This window comes from Dickeya sp. Secpp 1600 (assembly GCF_003049805.1).
GTDB classification, from domain to species: domain Bacteria; phylum Pseudomonadota; class Gammaproteobacteria; order Enterobacterales; family Enterobacteriaceae; genus Dickeya; species Dickeya fangzhongdai.
Map to the genome: position 1 here is coordinate 3,932,822 of NZ_CP023484.1, position 17,183 is coordinate 3,950,004.

Annotated in this window: 10 protein-coding genes; 9 read left to right on the forward strand and 1 reads right to left on the reverse strand. The window is 49.6% G+C overall.

Annotation, left to right across the window (positions count from 1 at the left end; all coding sequences use genetic code 11):
• Nucleotides 1-85: 85 nt before the first annotated feature.
• Nucleotides 86-952: a GTPase family protein gene (locus CPA59_RS17545; protein ID WP_102802211.1), complete on the reverse strand. Its 867-nt coding sequence runs from the start codon at nt 950-952 to the stop codon at nt 86-88.
• 688 nt (nt 953-1,640) lie between these two features.
• On the opposite strand from CPA59_RS17545, the gene CPA59_RS17550 reads away from it, so the two are divergent.
• The 9 genes from CPA59_RS17550 to pglZ all read left to right on the forward strand — a co-directional run bounded on the left by CPA59_RS17550 (nt 1,641) and on the right by pglZ (nt 17,173).
• The gene (locus CPA59_RS17550; RefSeq protein ID WP_233788994.1) at nt 1,641-2,180 is read left to right on the forward strand and encodes a hypothetical protein; all 540 of its coding nucleotides are present in this window, start codon (nt 1,641-1,643) and stop codon (nt 2,178-2,180) included.
• Between the two features lie 3 nt (nt 2,181-2,183).
• A complete protein-coding gene (locus CPA59_RS17555; RefSeq protein WP_102802212.1) occupies nt 2,184-3,350 on the forward strand; it encodes a hypothetical protein in 1,167 nt (388 codons plus the stop codon).
• A complete protein-coding gene (locus CPA59_RS17560; protein WP_158653990.1) occupies nt 3,343-5,211 on the forward strand; it encodes a ThiF family adenylyltransferase in 1,869 nt (622 codons plus the stop codon). The genes CPA59_RS17555 and CPA59_RS17560 overlap by 8 nt, the downstream gene beginning before the upstream one ends.
• Nucleotides 5,189-5,707: a Mov34/MPN/PAD-1 family protein gene (locus CPA59_RS23345; protein ID WP_159077957.1), complete on the forward strand. Its 519-nt coding sequence runs from the start codon at nt 5,189-5,191 to the stop codon at nt 5,705-5,707. The genes CPA59_RS17560 and CPA59_RS23345 overlap by 23 nt, the downstream gene beginning before the upstream one ends.
• A gap of 228 nt (nt 5,708-5,935) precedes the next feature.
• Nucleotides 5,936-6,538: a DUF1819 family protein gene (locus CPA59_RS17570; protein WP_107760224.1), complete on the forward strand. Its 603-nt coding sequence runs from the start codon at nt 5,936-5,938 to the stop codon at nt 6,536-6,538.
• A complete protein-coding gene (locus CPA59_RS17575; RefSeq protein ID WP_107760226.1) occupies nt 6,535-7,137 on the forward strand; it encodes a DUF1788 domain-containing protein in 603 nt (200 codons plus the stop codon). The genes CPA59_RS17570 and CPA59_RS17575 overlap by 4 nt, the downstream gene beginning before the upstream one ends.
• A gap of 11 nt (nt 7,138-7,148) precedes the next feature.
• Nucleotides 7,149-10,790 (forward strand): BREX system P-loop protein BrxC, encoded by a 3,642-nt coding sequence (brxC, locus tag CPA59_RS17580; protein WP_107760228.1) that lies wholly within the window; start codon nt 7,149-7,151, stop codon nt 10,788-10,790.
• Between the two features lie 45 nt (nt 10,791-10,835).
• Nucleotides 10,836-14,378 (forward strand): BREX-1 system adenine-specific DNA-methyltransferase PglX, encoded by a 3,543-nt coding sequence (gene pglX / locus CPA59_RS17585; RefSeq protein WP_107760231.1) that lies wholly within the window; start codon nt 10,836-10,838, stop codon nt 14,376-14,378.
• 197 nt (nt 14,379-14,575) lie between these two features.
• Nucleotides 14,576-17,173: a BREX-1 system phosphatase PglZ type A gene (gene pglZ / locus CPA59_RS17590; RefSeq protein ID WP_107760881.1), complete on the forward strand. Its 2,598-nt coding sequence runs from the start codon at nt 14,576-14,578 to the stop codon at nt 17,171-17,173.
• Nucleotides 17,174-17,183: the final 10 nt, after the last annotated feature.

Genomic DNA, 17,183 nt, shown 5'->3' on the forward strand with positions numbered 1-17,183 from the left:
TGAGATGGCTGAAAATAAAAAGCCCGGACGCACAGGCGACCGGGCTCGGAAAACGAAAACGGATGGGTAATGCAGAATTAACGATTCAGAAGAACACCGACCACAGGGCGCGGGCCACGGACACCACGGTATCGCGCAGCGTCTGGATAAGCGTGCGCACCGTGGCCGGTATCAGCGACAGACGGCTGACGGTATCGAGCGTGCTGCCCACCGTATCGGCAAAATCATCGCGGGCTTTTTGTGTAACGCGTTCACTACGAAAGGGCGGCTGTAGCTGTGTGACCAGCGGGCTGCTGGCTTCACGCGGCAGGCTTGCCACCATCAGCGCCGCCATGTGCGACAGCCCCCAGCGCAGCCGCACCGAAACCGCACAGACCGGATGCACCGGCAAAAACAGGGTATGCAGCAGGGCGATTTTGCGCGCAAGGCTCTGCTTCTGTGTGGCAGACAACGCCTTCACGCCGTCCTCGGTGGGTTCAATCTTGTCCGCCTGACTGAGCACAAACAACACCTTGTGCCGCCAGGCTTCGCCAATCACCTGATGGTAAAAGTGCTCGTCCACCGCCAGCGCCCGGTCATCGGCCTTGATTAGCCACAGCACCAGATCGAGATGCGGAAGTTGCTGGCGATACATCGCGGCATATTCCGCATCTCGCCGTTCACTTTCACCGACACCGGGCAGGTCTACCAGCGTCATACAACGCTCACCCACGTTAAGGCGAAAACGCAACGGCTCACGGGTACAGGCCGCCAAATCACTGACCGGCGACACCTCACCGGCAAACAGCGCATTACACAGGCTGCTCTTGCCCGCACCGGTCTTGCCCATAATGCCGATAACCGGCTCGTAGTGGGTTAACTGCCGGATATGCTGCCAGATTTGCGCTGTCACCCACTCCGGCAACCCCGACAACGCCTGACGCAACGGCGCAGGCCCATCCTGATGATTCATATCATGTCCTCGGTAAACACAAACGGCAGCACCGTGAGGCGCTGCCGTTAAAGGGAAGGTTCGGGGAGATGATATCTATCTGAAATAATTTAAAAAAATGGAGTGTGCCGTTCCAGAGCGGGGGGCTGGCGATGAGCCGTTTTATTAGAGGCTATAACGCTTAAATAGTTCGCCTTGTCTTTATTGTTTTCGATAATGATAGCTTTTAATCTCTCCGGTCATCCTAGGTTATTCATATACTCCGGAACAAAAAATGTAGTATCCACCATTCGAATAATCGAAGTAAGGAAGGAATTCATGTCTGTTTTTCTGTATTTAAGGCTAAAGGCTTTCCTTATTTTTCCAAAGTTAAATTTACTGATTAAATGATTGCACAATAAATCATCATGATATTTTGTTGTTGAAGCTAATTCATTAAAAAGAATCCTATCAGACTTATTCCATATTGAAGCATAGTTTGGTGATGTGTCAGCTATAAGCCTTACTGGCAAAGAGTTTAATGCTCTTAGGCGATATATGTGAAAGTACATCGCAATGCATCATCTCTCAAGCGCCGATACTATCATCGGCGCTTTTCTTTGCTCGTATGCATGTACAGATTCCACATAAGGAAAGCATGATGGCGGGTCTAATAACCATGATTTATATATGGTAATATCGGTACTCATTTCTGGTCGTGAGGCAGTCAATGAGCACTGAAGATACACCACCAAAAACAACTACTGTTCACTCCGAGATCGTCAGGGTTGTTCTATATCTGATTCTGATCCTCTGTCTCCTAATCTATGTGTATAGCAATCTGCACGCGCCTTCTGGACTTCCTTCCTGGATAGTCGATAACCTTCTGGGCATTAAATGCGTCTTGACCGGATGCCTTGGGGGCAGCCTTTACTGTCTACGCGCTGTTTACCTGAATCACTGTGTCCGGAATAGCTGGGACCCCCGGTGGTTGCCTTGGTATTACCTGCGTCCTCTCACCAGCGCGGTTTGCGGACTGGCCGCGTACCTGTGTCTTCGAGCGGGGCTGGTAGTTCTGGATGCGTCCCAGCAGGGCGGTGCAGCGGGAGATTATGGGTACCTGGTCTTTGCTCTTTTTGCCGGGATCAATGTGGATCGATTCATGGCCAAGATGGAGGACCTCGGTCAGAGCCTTTTTGGTATAGAGCTCAGCAGGACAGCTAAAGCATCGAAAGAATCATCGCAGGAAAAAACCAAAGCAGAGGAGTGAGCCATGGCAGCAAGAATAACCTTCTTCCCGGTTGGGAATGGAGACATGACACTGATTGAAACTGAGGACAGTAAGCGGATCTTGATTGACTGTCGCATTAGGGCTGGGGATGACTATCCGGATGTCGTCTCAATGCTCACCGAACGATTACTGACGGATGAGAAAGGGCGTCCCTATGTGGATGTCTTTGTTTGTTCTCACGCTCACGACGACCACTGCGGCGGGATCCGGGAACACTTTTACCTCGGCACGCCGGAAGATTACGCAGACAAAAGTAAGAAGATCTTCATCAATGAGATCTGGGCTAGTCCGATCGTATTTAAACGGGCCAATCAAACGGACCACAAGCTCACTGAGGATGCGAGTGCTCTTCACAAAGAGATCCGCCGTCGCATTCGGCTGTATCAAGATCGGCAATACATTCAGGGTGTGGGTAACCAGGTTCTGATCTTGACCGAAGATGAAGATGGAAACCTCGATAACACCCACCAGATCCTGTGCCCGCGAGATTCTGAGATTAGTCGCATCAACAACAAATCCTCATCGGTATTTCGCGCCCGAGTTTTAGGTCCTGCCCCGAAATCGGATATTGAAGAACAAGAAGTGGCTCTTGGTCTGAACGAGAGCAGTGTCATTATGAACTATCAGATCACGGGCGACGGACAGTCAATCCAGTTTCTCACCGGCGGAGATGCCAAAGTGGTCTGCTGGGATCTCCTGTGGGAACACCTGGCAGCTGATGGGAATACGCACTGGCTTGCATACGACTTGCTGCAAGCCCCGCATCATTGCTCATGGCGATCACTATCTCATGATAGCTGGAAGGACAAAAAAGCGGCCAATGAAACGGCAGAAGTATCTGAAGCCGCATGGAACGCTCTGAGCCAAGCTAATGATGGAGCGTTCATTGTTTCAAGTAGCAAGCCGATCCATGACGATGATAAAGATCCTCCATCATTTGCTGCCATGAAGAAATATCGCAAGATCCTGCGCTCTGATAAAGCAAACTTTACATGCGTTGCGGACCATCAAAAAGATGGCGAAGAAACGCCTTTGGAGTTTTGGATCACCAGTGATGGGCTGACGAAGAATGCCCTCAAAAAGTTATCATTGTCGGGGGCCGGTAAGAATTCGGTAAACCTGAGTGATGATGGACGCGGGTATGCTTGATGCCACGCGCGCCGAGGAGCAGGTCACTGATCTGCTCCGCCAGTACGGCGGTTATCGGCTAACCGCAGATCAGCTGTCAACATGCCCAGAGGAGCCAGCATTTGGCTGGGAGATCCCAATCAATGTCAGACATCAAGGCCGCCCGGTCCGGCTCCGACTGCAGTTTCGTAAATCGATTGAGGGTTGCCCCCCGGAAATCTACGTGTCCACTCCGGACATTAAGCCGCTCGAGCTTCCCCATATCGAAGCCCATGGGCGGCTATGCCTACTGCCATCGAACGCCATCATTGATACAACGAACTATAAATACCTCGAGTACCTGCTTGCCCGGGCGGAAGACCTTCTCCGCAAAGCAGTAACGGGTGAGCTCGATCGCGATTTCCAAGCTGAAATATTGAGTTACTGGGCTTATCACTGCAAACAGTTCACCTGCAGGGCGATAAGCCTATGTGACTTGAATAACCAGGCCAGTCGAGAGATCTACTGCTTCAGCACCAAGGTAGGCTTGGTATATGCGGACTGTGAGGCTGATTTAATCCGATGGCTTGATAACCGGCAGATCTTGGTGCCTCACGGGGAAGGGAAGCGTCAAGGAAAGGTAAAAGCGCGGAGAGTAAAGAAATGCAAGCAGCGGGAGCGAATGCTAGCCGGGATCTGCAAGTCGATGCTATTTGTAATTGATGGTGCTTGGTCCCCCTCCGACTATCCCTCGACCATTTCTGATCTGCTCGCTATGGTCCCGGATCAGCGCTCTCGAGAACAGCTGGCCACGATGCTGTGTCATGTCTTGATGAATGACAAGATTCGGCAGCCAGGCGCATTGGTATCGATGCAGACGTCGACAGGCCCCTGTGTGGTTGGGTTGCGATTTGAGCGAAACCTGATAAGCCCTAAGCAGAATGATTGGGCATCTCGGCCCATTCTGACAGGGTTCAGGGATGCATTGCCTCTACAGGTGCTAGTCAACCGATGTTGCACGATGAAGGTCTACGGGCAATTGATCTGGCGGATGGATAACAGCTGGGTATATGGCCGAGACAAGAACCCTGCAGTAAGTAGCCTCTCTCAACACAGAGTGGCTGTCATCGGATGCGGATCTGTTGGTGCCGCAATCGCCAAATTACTACTGCAGTCCGGCATCACTACCATAGACCTCTGGGATGATGATCTGCTGGGGACGGAAAATTGCTCACGTCACGTTCTAGGCCTTAATTCAGCAGGAATGCCGAAGGTGGCCGCTTTAAAGTCCACGCTCGCCAGCGCATTTCCGAACGCCACCATCACCGCGAATGCCAACACGTGGACATCCGTGGAGAGCGAGTGCTTGGAGTCCATGTGTCGTGCAGATATCGTTGTTAGTTGCACCGCTGATTGGACGACAGATCAGCAGTTGCTACAAGCACAGTCTCTGACATCCTCTGCTCCTCCAATCGTATTCGCGATGGTCGAGGCCCACGCAATGGCCGGGCATGTGATTGTCAATCCAAGTGGTTCCGAAGCATTCAACAGCTTGCATTATTGCTCCGGTCAGCGCGTGGGGGCATTACGTATACCGGTTACCAGTTGGTATGGCACTCAGACAACTCACCAGGTACCCGCCTGCGGCGGTGTATTCCAGCCCTACGGCGTTGTCCCTCTGACGCACATACAGGCCTTAGCGGCGCGTGTGGTCCTCTCGCTGATTGATGATGAAGCGGCTCCCAAAGCCTTTGTATGGATTGGTAGCTCTCGGGAGCTTATTAAACAGGGAGGACAGTGGAATGAATCATGGATTGGAGCGTTTGGGGATCCTGGCGCAGGCGATCGGGTTGTGGAGCTTGAATACGCTGGGGGTGTCGATGGCTGGAAAGTTAGGGCATAAATACTACTGTCCGGAGCTGGGGCTAACAGTGCACTTACCAGTAGCAGTACTCGCTCAGTTGTGGGGATATAGACAAACCACATCGGCAGCTAAGGAATCGGGGGGGATGCTTTTTACTCGCACCCTAGCCGGGAGCAGTGTCGAGGTGTCGGCAATATCTCTGCCTGGCGGCGGTGATCGCGCCACTCCGATCAGCTTTATTCCGGACCGAGCCAGAGGCAGGAAAGAAATCGAACGCCGATTTCGTAGGGGGCAGCATTTCATCGGTGAATGGCACAGTCACTACGAGCGACATCCAACCCCGTCGCCGAAAGATAAGTCCACAATCCGATCACTGTTTCAGTCTTCGAAACATGATTTACCGATGTTTCTGATGTTGATTCTCTCCAGTGAAGCCGATGCATCACTGCTTCATATCTCAGCCACCAATGGGAAAGAACTATATGAGTTCGTATACCAGGGAGCCGATGGACTGCCTCACAGCAGTCGCTGTTGAATTTCTCTGCCCATAACGTGCCATTGTAGTGAAACGACGTCCATGAATCACACATTTCACCTTACAGATTTATAAATCACAGCAGAGACAAATCATTAGTAGTCAACTAAATCTGACTTTCGGGCTGACTAGTTACCTTTTCTCATGGCATCCCGCCCCTCACCCCATTAGAATCATCGTTTGTTTTTTTGCAAGCTACATAGCAGTCTTTAGAAGGTAAATATGGCGATGAAAAACGACAAGGCATGGATTGGAGACCTGTTAGGCGGACCGCTGATGAGCAGGGAAAGTCGAATCATCGCTGAGCTCATGCTTACCGATCCCGATGAACTGACCTGGCAAGAGCAGATCGTGGGTCATAACATTCTACAAGCCTCCTCTGCCAATACGGCTAAGCGCTATGCCACAACGATAAGACTACGCCTGAATACGCTTGATAAAGCCGCGTGGATGCTCATTGCTGAGGGAAGCGAGCGCGAACGTCAGCAATTGCTGTTTGTCGCTCTGGTACTCCATTCACCGGTTGTTAAAGACTTCCTGGCAGAAGTGGTGAACGACCTGCGCAGACAGTTTAAAGAAAAGCTCCCTATGGATAGCTGGGATGAATTTGTGACCAGCCATCTTCGTCAGCAGCCCGTACTCACCAGTTACTCAGATTCATCCATCAAAAAAATGGGTAACAACCTGATCAAAGCACTGGCTGAAGCGGGCTATCTGGATACACCGCGTCGACGCAATCTACAGTCCGTCTTTCTTTTACCAGAAACTCAGGCGACCTTACAGCGCCTTGGGCAACAGGAATTGGTTTCTATTCTGGAGGGGCAACGGTGATCGATCCCGTGCTTGAATACCGCCTGTCACAGGTTCAGAGCCGCATTAGCGAAGAACGCTTCCTCAAAAATCACGGCTCCGGCAATGAGATTGGGTTCTGGATTTTTGATTATCCTGCTCAGAATGAGCTGCAGGTACGTGAACACCTGAAGTATCTGTTCCGTAATCTGGAAAAGGATCACAAGTTCGTGCACCTCAACATCTTTCAGATCATTATCGACATGCTCACTGTGCGTGGGTTATTTGAGCGCGTCTGTCAGCAGGAAGTGAAAGTAGGTACCGAAGCGCTGAAAAAACAACTCGTAGGCTTATTGAATCAAAAAAAGATCGCGGATTACATAGCAAAAAAAGTCGATCTTCAGAATCAAGAATTTGTCATCCTGACGGGCATGGGTAATGCCTGGCCGCTGGTTCGTGGCCATGAGCTGATGAGCGCCTTGCAGGACGTGATGGGTTTTACCCCCCTGCTGATGTTTTATCCGGGAACCTATAGCGGACACGATCTCTCCCCCCTGGCAGGTATTGATTCTCGAAATTATTATCGCGCCTTCAGACTGGTGCCTGAAAGTGGGCCAGCGGCGACATTGAATCCTCGTTAAAGAGCACAGCAATGAATATTGAACAGATCTTTGAGAAACGTCTGGACCGAAATATCAATGGCGTTGTAAAAGCCGAGCAAACGGACGATGCTAGTGCCTGGATTGAGCTTGATGAATATGTCATCACCCGGGAACTGGAAGGACATCTTCGCCATTTCTTTGAATCTTATGTTCCGGCAACCGGTCCGGAGCGCATACTCATGGAAAATAAAATTGGCGTATGGGTATCGGGGTTCTTTGGCTCGGGTAAATCGCACTTTATCAAGATCCTGTCGTATCTGCTGTCCAACCGCAAAGTCAGCCATAATGGTACAGAACGTCATGCCTACGCTTTCTTTGAAGACAAAATCAAAGATGCTCTGTTCCTCGCTGATATCAACAAAGCGGTCCATCATCCGACGGAAGTAATTCTGTTCAATATTGATTCTCGCGCTAACGTCGACGACAAAGAAGACGCCATTCTAAAAGTCTTCCTGAAGGTGTTTAACGAGCGGGTTGGTTATTGTGCTGATTTTCCACACATCGCTCATCTGGAGCGTGAGCTGGCTAAACGCGGCCAATACGACGCGTTTAAGACCGCATTCTCTGCTATCACTGGCTCAAGCTGGGAAAAAGAACGTGATTCCTACTATTTCATCAGCGATGAAATGGCAGAAGCCCTAAACCAGGCCACCGGTCAAAGCGTTGACGCCTCGCGTCAATGGGTGGAACAACTGGATAAGAATTTCCCATTAGATATCAATAATTTTTGCCAGTGGGTCAAAGAGTGGCTGGATGAAAATGGCAAAAACATCCTCTTTATGGTGGATGAAGTCGGCCAGTTCATCGGTAAAAATACCCAGATGATGTTGAAGCTGCAGACTATCACTGAAAACCTCGGTGTTATCTGCGGTGGACGCGCCTGGGTTATTGTTACCTCCCAGGCGGATATTAATGCGGCCATTGGTGGAATGAGCAGCCGTGACGGACAGGACTTCTCTAAAATCCAGGGCCGTTTCTCTACCCGTTTGCAGCTTTCAAGCTCCAACACCTCCGAAGTTATCCAAAAACGTTTGCTGGTGAAAACCGATGCCGCAAAACCGGCGCTGGCTAAAGTCTGGCAGGAAAAAGGCGACATTCTGCGCAACCAGCTTGCCTTTGATCCCACAACCACCGCTTCTTTGCGCCCCTACACCAGTGAAGAAGAATTTATTGATAACTACCCGTTTGTTCCGTGGCACTACCAGATTCTGCAGAAGGTTTTTGAATCCATTCGTACTAAAGGTGCCGCCGGTAAACAGTTAGCCATGGGTGAACGCTCACAGTTAGAAGCATTCCAGACTGCGGCGCAGCAAATCGCCCCGCAAGGTCTGGATTCTCTGGTACCGTTCTGGCGTTTTTATGCCGCGATTGAGAGCTTCCTGGAACCGGCCGTCAGCCGCACCATCACTCAGGCCTGTCAGAATGGCATTCTTGATGAGTTCGATGGCAACTTACTGAAAACGCTGTTCCTGATCCGCTATGTCGATGTGCTGAAAAGTACACTCGATAATCTGGTCACCCTTTCCATTGATAAAATCGATGCTGATAAAGTCGATCTGCGCCGTCGCGTTGAAACAAGCCTGAACAAGCTGGAACGGGAAATGTTGATTGCACGTGTTGAAGACAAATACGTGTTCCTGACCAACGAAGAAAAAGAGATCGAGAATGAGATCCGCAATGTCGAAGTCGATTTCTCCGCAATCAACAAAAAACTGGCATCAATTATCTTTGATGACATTCTGAAAAACCGCAAATATCGCTACCCGGCGAATAAGCAGGACTTTGATATCAGCCGCTTCCTGAACGGGCACCCGTTAGACGGCGCGATGCTTAACGATCTGGTGGTGAAAATCCTCACGCCAAAAGATCCGAGCTATACGTTCTATAACAGCGACGCCGCCTGTCGTCCTTATACCTCAGAAGGTGATGGCTGTATTTTGATTCGGCTGCCTGATGAGGGTCGCACCTGGACCGATATCGATTTAGTTGTCCAGACTGAAAAATTCCTCAGAGACAACGCCGGGCAGCGCCCTGAACAGGCCAGCCTGCTTTCAGAAAAAGCCCGCGAAAATAGCGTTCGCGAAAAAATGCTGCGCGTCCAGCTAGAGTCGCTTATTGCCGAAGCAGACGTCTGGGCGATTGGCGAGCGTTTACCGAAGAAATCTTCGACGCCATCCAGCATTGTGGATGAAGCCTGCCGCTATGTGATTGAAAATACGTTTGCCAAACTAAAAATGCTGCGTCAGTTCAATGGCGATATCGCACGTGAAATCCATGCGCTACTAACGGTGGAGAATGATGCGGAGCTGGATCTGGGCGAACTGGAGGAATCCAACCCCGACGCAATGCGCGAGGTGGAAACCTGGGTCAGCATGAACATCGAATACAATAAGCCCGTCTATTTACGCGATATTCTGAACCACTTTGCCCGTCGTCCTTATGGATGGCCAGAAGAGGAAGTGAAGCTGCTGGTTGCTCGCCTGGCACGCAAAGGCAAATTCAGCTTTAGCCAGCAGAATAACAATATTGAGCGTAAGCAGGTGTGGGAGCTGTTTAATAACAGCCGTCGTCACAGTGAGTTACGTCTGCACAAAATTCGTCGTCACGACGAATCACAAATTCGCAAAGCCGCACAAACTATGGCGGAAATTGCCCAGCAGCCGTTTAGCGAACGTGAAGAACCGGCCCTGGTTGAACATATCCGCCAGGTCTTCAATGACTGGAAGCAAGAACTGAATGTCTTCAGAGCGAAGGCTGAAGGTGGCAACAATCCAGGAAAAGAAGAGATTGAGTCAGGCCTGCGCCTGCTGAATTCCATTCTCAGCGAAAAAGAAGATTTTGCACTGATTGAGAAAGTCACCAGTCAGGCCAATGAATTGCTGGATTTCAGTGAAGATCGTGAAGATTTGGTCGATTTCTACCGCAAGCAGTTCGCCACCTGGCAAAAGCTGGGGGCTGCGCTGAATGGCAGCTTTAAATCCAACCGCAGCGCGCTGGAAAAAGACGCCGTGGCGGTAAAAGCGCTGGGTGAGCTGGAAAGCATCTGGCAGATGCCGGAGCCTTATAAGCACCTCAGTCGCATCACGCCGCTGATTGAGCAGGTCCAAAACGTCAACCATCAGTTAGTCGAACAACACCGCCAGCACGCCCTGGAACGTATTGATGCCCGCATCGAAGAGAGCCGTCAACGCTTGCAGGAAGCGCATGCCACATCGGAGCTGCAAAACAGCGTTCTGCTGCCGATGCAAAAAGCCAGAAAGCGCGCTGAGGTCAGCCATTCGATTCCGGAAATTCTGGCGGAACAGCAAGAGACAATGGCGCTGCAAACGGATGCCGAGAAGAAGATTAACCAGTGGATCGACGAGCTGCGTAAAAAACAGGAAGCCCAGCTACGGGCAGCGAATGACGCTACACACGCTGCAGAATCACAACAGACCTATGTTGTGGTAGAAAAACCCGTTATCCAACCGGTACCGAAAAAAACACATCTGGTGAATGTTGCTAGCGAGATGCGCAAAGCCACCTGTGGTGAAGTGCTGGAAACCGCCGAGCAGGTGGAAAAAGCGCTGGATACGCTTCGTACTGCGCTGCTGGCAGCCATTGAGGCAGGTGACCGGATTCGTCTTCAGTAACCCCCATTTTAGGGCAGCGCTCTGCTGCCCTTTGCAGGATTTTCCATGAATACCAATAACATCAAAAAATACGCACCACAGGCCCGTAACCAGTTCCGCGATGCGGTGATCCAGAAGTTGACCACGCTGGGGATTTCCGCCGATAAAAAAGGCACTCTGCAAATTGCGGATGCCGAGATCGTCGGCGAAACCGTGCGCTATGGTCAGTTCGACTACCCCAAGTCCACCCTCACCCGCCGCGATCGTCTGGTCAAACACGCCCGCGAGCAGGGCTTTGACGTGCTGGTTGAGCACTGTGCCTACACCTGGTTCAACCGCCTGTGCGCCATTCGCTATATGGAAATCCACGGTTATCTTGACCACGGCTTTCGTATGCTCTCGCACCCGGATAACCCGACCGGCTTTGAAGTGCTGGACCATGTGCCGGAAGTGGCGGAAGCGCTACTGCCGGAGAAAAAGGCACAGCTGGTCGAAATGAAGCTGTCCGGTAACCAGGACGAAGCCATCTACCGTGACCTGCTGCTGGCCCAGTGCCACGCCCTGCACCGCGCGATGCCGTTCCTGTTTGAAGCGGTCGACGATGAAGCTGAACTGCTGCTGCCGGATAACCTGACCCGTACTGACTCGATTCTGCGCGGTCTGGTGGACGGTATTCCGGAAGAAGACTGGGAAGACGTTGAGGTTATCGGCTGGCTGTATCAGTTTTATATCTCTGAGAAAAAAGATGCGGTTATCGGCAAGGTAGTAAAGAGCGAAGATATTCCTGCCGCCACCCAGCTGTTTACCCCAAACTGGATTGTACAGTATCTGGTGCAAAACTCCGTCGGCCGCCAGTGGTTGCAGACCTACCCAGACTCACCGCTGAAAAGCAAAATGGACTACTACATTGAGCCAGCCGAACAGATGCCGGAAGTGCAGGCACAACTGGCGGCCATTACGCCTGCCAGCATTGAACCGGAAAGCATTAAGGTGCTCGACCCGGCCTGCGGCTCCGGGCATATTTTGATTGAAGCCTATAACGTGCTGAAAAATATCTACGAAGAGCGCGGCTATCGCGCCCGTGATATTCCACTGCTGATTCTGGAAAATAATATTTTTGGTCTCGACATTGACGACCGTGCTGCCCAGCTTTCCGGCTTTGCATTATTAATGATGGCTCGAAAGGATGACCGACGGATATTCACCCGCGATGTGTGTCTGAATATTATCTCCCTGCAGGAAAGCCTGCATCTGGATATTGCTAAGTTGTGGCAGCAACTGAACTTCCACCAGCAGAATCAGACCGGCAGCATGGGAGATATGTTTGCCGAAAATACCGCATTAGCGCATACCGGCAGTGCAGAATATCAGCTACTGATGCGCACGCTGAAGCGCTTTGTGAACGCCAAAACGCTGGGCTCGCTGATTCAGGTGCCGCAGGAAGAAGAAGCGGAACTGAAGGCGTTTCTCGATGCGCTATATCGCCTGGAACAGGAAGGTGACTTCCAGCAGAAGGCCGCAGCGAAAGCGTTTATTCCGTATATTCAGCAGGCGTGGATCTTGGCGCAGCGGTATGATGCGGTGGTGGCGAATCCGCCGTATATGGGTAGTAATTTTTTATACCCAACTTTAAAAAAATTCATTTCGGATTTTTATAATTATGGTAAATCTGATCTTTATTCAGCTTTTCTTCTCGCCGGAAAAGGACTCGCTAAGAACTATTCTCGTATAGCATACGTTACCATGCATACATGGATGTATTTATCTAACTTCACCAAATTGAGACGTGATCTGTTTTCTAATGCATATGTTGAAAACTTACTACATATGGATAATGGTGTTATGGGAATCTCTTTCCAAACATCTGCATTTATTATCTGCAATGAAAAATTAGAACTGTATTCATGTAGTTACAAAAGCATTGAAAATACACCTTCTTGTTACGATCCCTCAAGTATAAAAAGTAACAGTATAAATAAGCCATTAGTTTATTTTAATAAACTTCCAAATCAAGAACTAGCCTTTAAATTAACAAAGCGCCAAGTGGATTTCTTCCAAGAATACAATCCATTGTCTTCTTATTTGGATGCTAGGGAAGGCATGACCACTGCTGACAATGATAGATTCCTGCGATTTTGGTGGGAAGTAAATAATAGAAAAATATATAATTTAAAACAAGATAGTAATAAATGGTATCCTTATCAAAAAGGAGGAGAAGCCAGAAAGTGGTATGGCAATAATGAATGGATTGTTAATTGGGAAAAAGATGGCGAAGAAATAAAAAATCATAAAGATATTGTTTCAGGGAGAGTTAGATCTCATAATTATAATGGTGAGTACTCTTTAAAAGAGGGCATAACATGGTCAGCTTTCAGTAATGGAGGTTTATCTTTTAGGTACGTTGAACATGGATATTTATTTGATACCACGGGGTCTATGGCATTTTCAGATGGGGATTTATATTATATTCTCGCTTATCTAAATTCAGAGCAAGCTCAAGTTTTTCTAAAAGCTTACTCACCATCACCAAGAATTAAAATTGAGAGTTTGCTTTCATTACCACTTGCACTAACCGAAGAACAGAAAAAAGAGTTAGGTACTCTTGGAAAGAGTGCTGTCAGTCTCGAGAAAAAACTATATTCCTTAAATGAAACATCACCGACATTTCATTTAACAAAAAATGTTTTGATGAGTTCATTGAATGATATTGACATATATATAAAAAATGAAATCACTGAAAAAGAAAAAATTGAAAAAAATATCGATATAATAATTTCCCAAGCTCTGAATGTTTCATTTGAGCCAAGGGAAAGTTCAATTGTTAATTGCATTTTCAATATCTTTAATTTATTAAGTTTTTCCATCGGCTGCATGATGGGCCGCTACTCCCTCGATCGCGAAGGCCTAGTCTACGCCCACGAAGGCAACAAAGGCTTTGCTGAACTGGTCGCTGAAGGTGCCTACAAAACCTTCCCTGCCGATAAAGACGGCATCCTGCCTCTGATGGATGACGAGTGGTTTGACGATGACGTCACCTCTCGCGTCAAAGAGTTTGTTCGCACCGTCTGGGGCGAAGAACACTTGCAGGAAAATCTCGAATTTATCGCCGAAAGTCTCTGTTTATACGCGATCAAGCCGAAAAAAGGTGAATCTGCGCTGGATACCATCCGCCGCTATCTTTCCACCCAGTTCTGGAAAGATCATATGAAGATGTATAAAAAGCGTCCGATCTACTGGCTGTTCAGCTCCGGTAAAGAGAAAGCGTTTGAGTGCCTGGTGTATCTGCATCGCTACAACTACGCGACGCTGGCGAGAATGCGTAGTGAATACGTGGTGCCGCTGCTGGCACGCTACCAGGCCAATATCGATCGCCTGAACGAACAGGTCGATGGTGCTTCCGGCGGCGAAGCCACGCGCCTCAAGCGTGAGCGTGACAACCTGAGCAAGAAATTCAACGAACTGCGCAGCTTCGACGATCGCTTACGCCACTATGCTGATAAGAGAATCAGTATTGATCTCGACGACGGTGTTAAGTTTAACTACGGCAAGTTTGGCGATCTGCTGGCGGATGTGAAAGCCATTACCGGCAGTGCACCTGAGGTGATGTAAGTCAGATAGCATACCTTCCCACACCACCGGGCTTTAGCCCGGTGGTGATCTCGATACGGGAAACCTGCCTTATTCAGGAATCCGTCACCTCCAGTTCATGATAAAATGTGGCTTTGTGTCAGAACGCGGAACGTAGGTTTCTTATGTTCAGCGTTCTGACATCGTCAAATTTAAAGAATCAACTTGGGATTGTGACCTTGCAAAATCAGGAACTTATTGCCGGGCTTAAAGCAAAATTCGCCGAACATCGCATCGTTTTCTGGCACGATCCCGATAAGCGTTTTCTCGAAGAGCTAGGTAACATCGAACTGGAGAACGTCACGCTGCTCGATATGACCGACCAGTCACAACTGGCGGTGAAAAAGCGCATTGAGGTTGATGAGCCTGAACAGCAGTTTTTGCTGTGGTTCCCCTACGATGTCCCCCCAAAAGAGTCTGACTGGCTGTTGGATATTCGTCTTTATAGTACGGAGTTCCACGCCGATTTCGCTGCCATCACACTGAATACGCTAGGTATTCCGCAGCTTGGCCTACGCGAACATATCCAACGCCGCAAGGCATTTTTCAGCACTAAACGTCTTTCTGCCTTGAAAGGTCTGGTCACTGAGCAGGAAAACGAAGCCTCTCTTGATAAGAAGATGGTTGCAGTCAGCGCTGGCGTAAAAACAGCAAAAACGGAAGAGATTCTGTTCAGCCTGATTACCCAATACGTTAATCAGCAGAAAGATGACGACAGCGACCTGGAGAACACGCTGGCAATTCTTAAACGCCACGACCTGGAAGGCGTGCTGTGGGACATTCTGAATCAGGAAATGGGCTACCGGGCCGAGCATCCTTCGCTGGAAAACCTGATCCTCAAGCTATTCTGTACCGATCTCTCCGCGCAGGCTGATCCGCAGAAACGCGAATGGCTGGAAAAAAATATGCTGGCCACGCCGTCCGGCAGAGCCTCCGCGCTGGCCTTCATGGTCACCTGGCGTGCCGACCGTCGCTACAAAGACGCCTATGATTATTGCGCACAACAGATGCAAGATGCGCTGCGACCAGAAGACCAGTACCGTCTCAGCTCGCCGTATGATCTGCACGAGTGCGAAACCACACTGAGCATTGAACAGACCGTTATTCATGCGCTGGTGACGCAGCTTCTGGAAGAGAGCACCACGCTTGACCGTGAAGCCTTCAAGAAGCTTCTGTCCGAACGACAGAGCAAATACTGGTGCCAGACGCGTCAGGAATACTACGCCATCTATGACGCGCTTCGTCAGGCTGAGCGGCTGCTGAATCTGCGTAATCGTCATATTGACGGTTTCCACTATCAGGACAGCGCAACGTTCTGGAAAGCGTACTGCGAGGAGCTGTTCCGCTTTGATCAGGCTTACCGCCTGTTTAACGAATACGCGCTGTTGGTTCACAGCAAAGGCGCAATGATCCTAAAAAGCCTAGATGACTATATCGAAGTACTGTATTCCAACTGGTACCTGGCAGAATTAAGCCGGAGCTGGAATAAGGTTCTGGAAGCCGAAAACCTTATGCAGGAGTGGCGTATTGCAGGCGTTCCGCAACAGCAGAACTTCTATAATGAGGCCGTTAAGCCGCAGTTTAACAATCCACAGATCAAGCGCGTATTCGTGATTATCTCCGACGCGCTGCGTTATGAAGTGGCAGAAGAGCTGGGCAACCAGATCAATACAGAAAAACGCTTTACTGCCGAATTGCGTTCCCAGTTAGGCGTGTTACCCAGCTATACCCAGTTGGGTATGGCGGCATTGCTGCCTCACGACGAGATGTACTACCAACCGGGTAATGGTGACATCGTTTATGCGGACGGGTTGTCTACCTCAGGTACGCCTAATCGCGATACCATTCTTAAGAAATATAAAGGGATGGCAGTAAAATCCGACGATCTTCTCAAATGGAAAAATCAGGAAGGACGGGATCTTATTCGCGATTACGAAGTCGTTTATATCTGGCATAACACCATTGATGCCATGGGTGATAGCGCATCGACGGAGGAGAAGACTTTCGAAGCGTGTCGCAACGCAGTGGTTGAACTGAAAGACCTGGTGACCCGAGTGATAAACCGTCTCCACGGTACACGCATTATCGTCACGGCGGACCACGGTTTCCTGTTCCAGCAGCAGCCCCTTTCCGGCCAGGATAAAACAACGCTGCAGATCAAGCCAGACAATACGATTAAAAACCACAAACGCTTTATTATCGGCCATCAGCTTACTGCCGATGATTTTTGCTGGAAAGGAAAAGTGGCGGATACAGCAGGCGTCAGCGATAGCAGCGAGTTCCTGATCCCGAAAGGGATCCAACGTTTCCATTTTTCTGGCGGCGCACGGTTTGTACACGGTGGAACTATGCCACAGGAAGTCTGCGTTCCCGTATTGCAGGTAAAAGCGCTGCAGAAAACGGCAGCCGAGAAGCAACCTCAGCGTCGTCCGGTAGACATCGTGAATTACCATCCGCTAATCAAACTCGTCAATAACATTGATAAAGTCAGCCTGCTGCAAACCCATCCGGTAGGTGAGTTATACGAACCGCGCACCCTGAACATCTTTATCGTCGACAACGCCAATAATGTGGTATCCGGTAAAGAGCGAATCTGCTTTGACAGCGATAACAACACAATGGAAAAACGCGTGCGTGACGTTACGCTGAAGCTGATTGGCGCGAATTTTAATCGCCGTAATGAATACTGGCTGATACTGGAAGATGCGCAAACGGAAACGGGTTACCAGAAGTACCCTGTCATTATCGATCTGGCATTTCAGGATGATTTCTTTTAAGTGAGGCGAT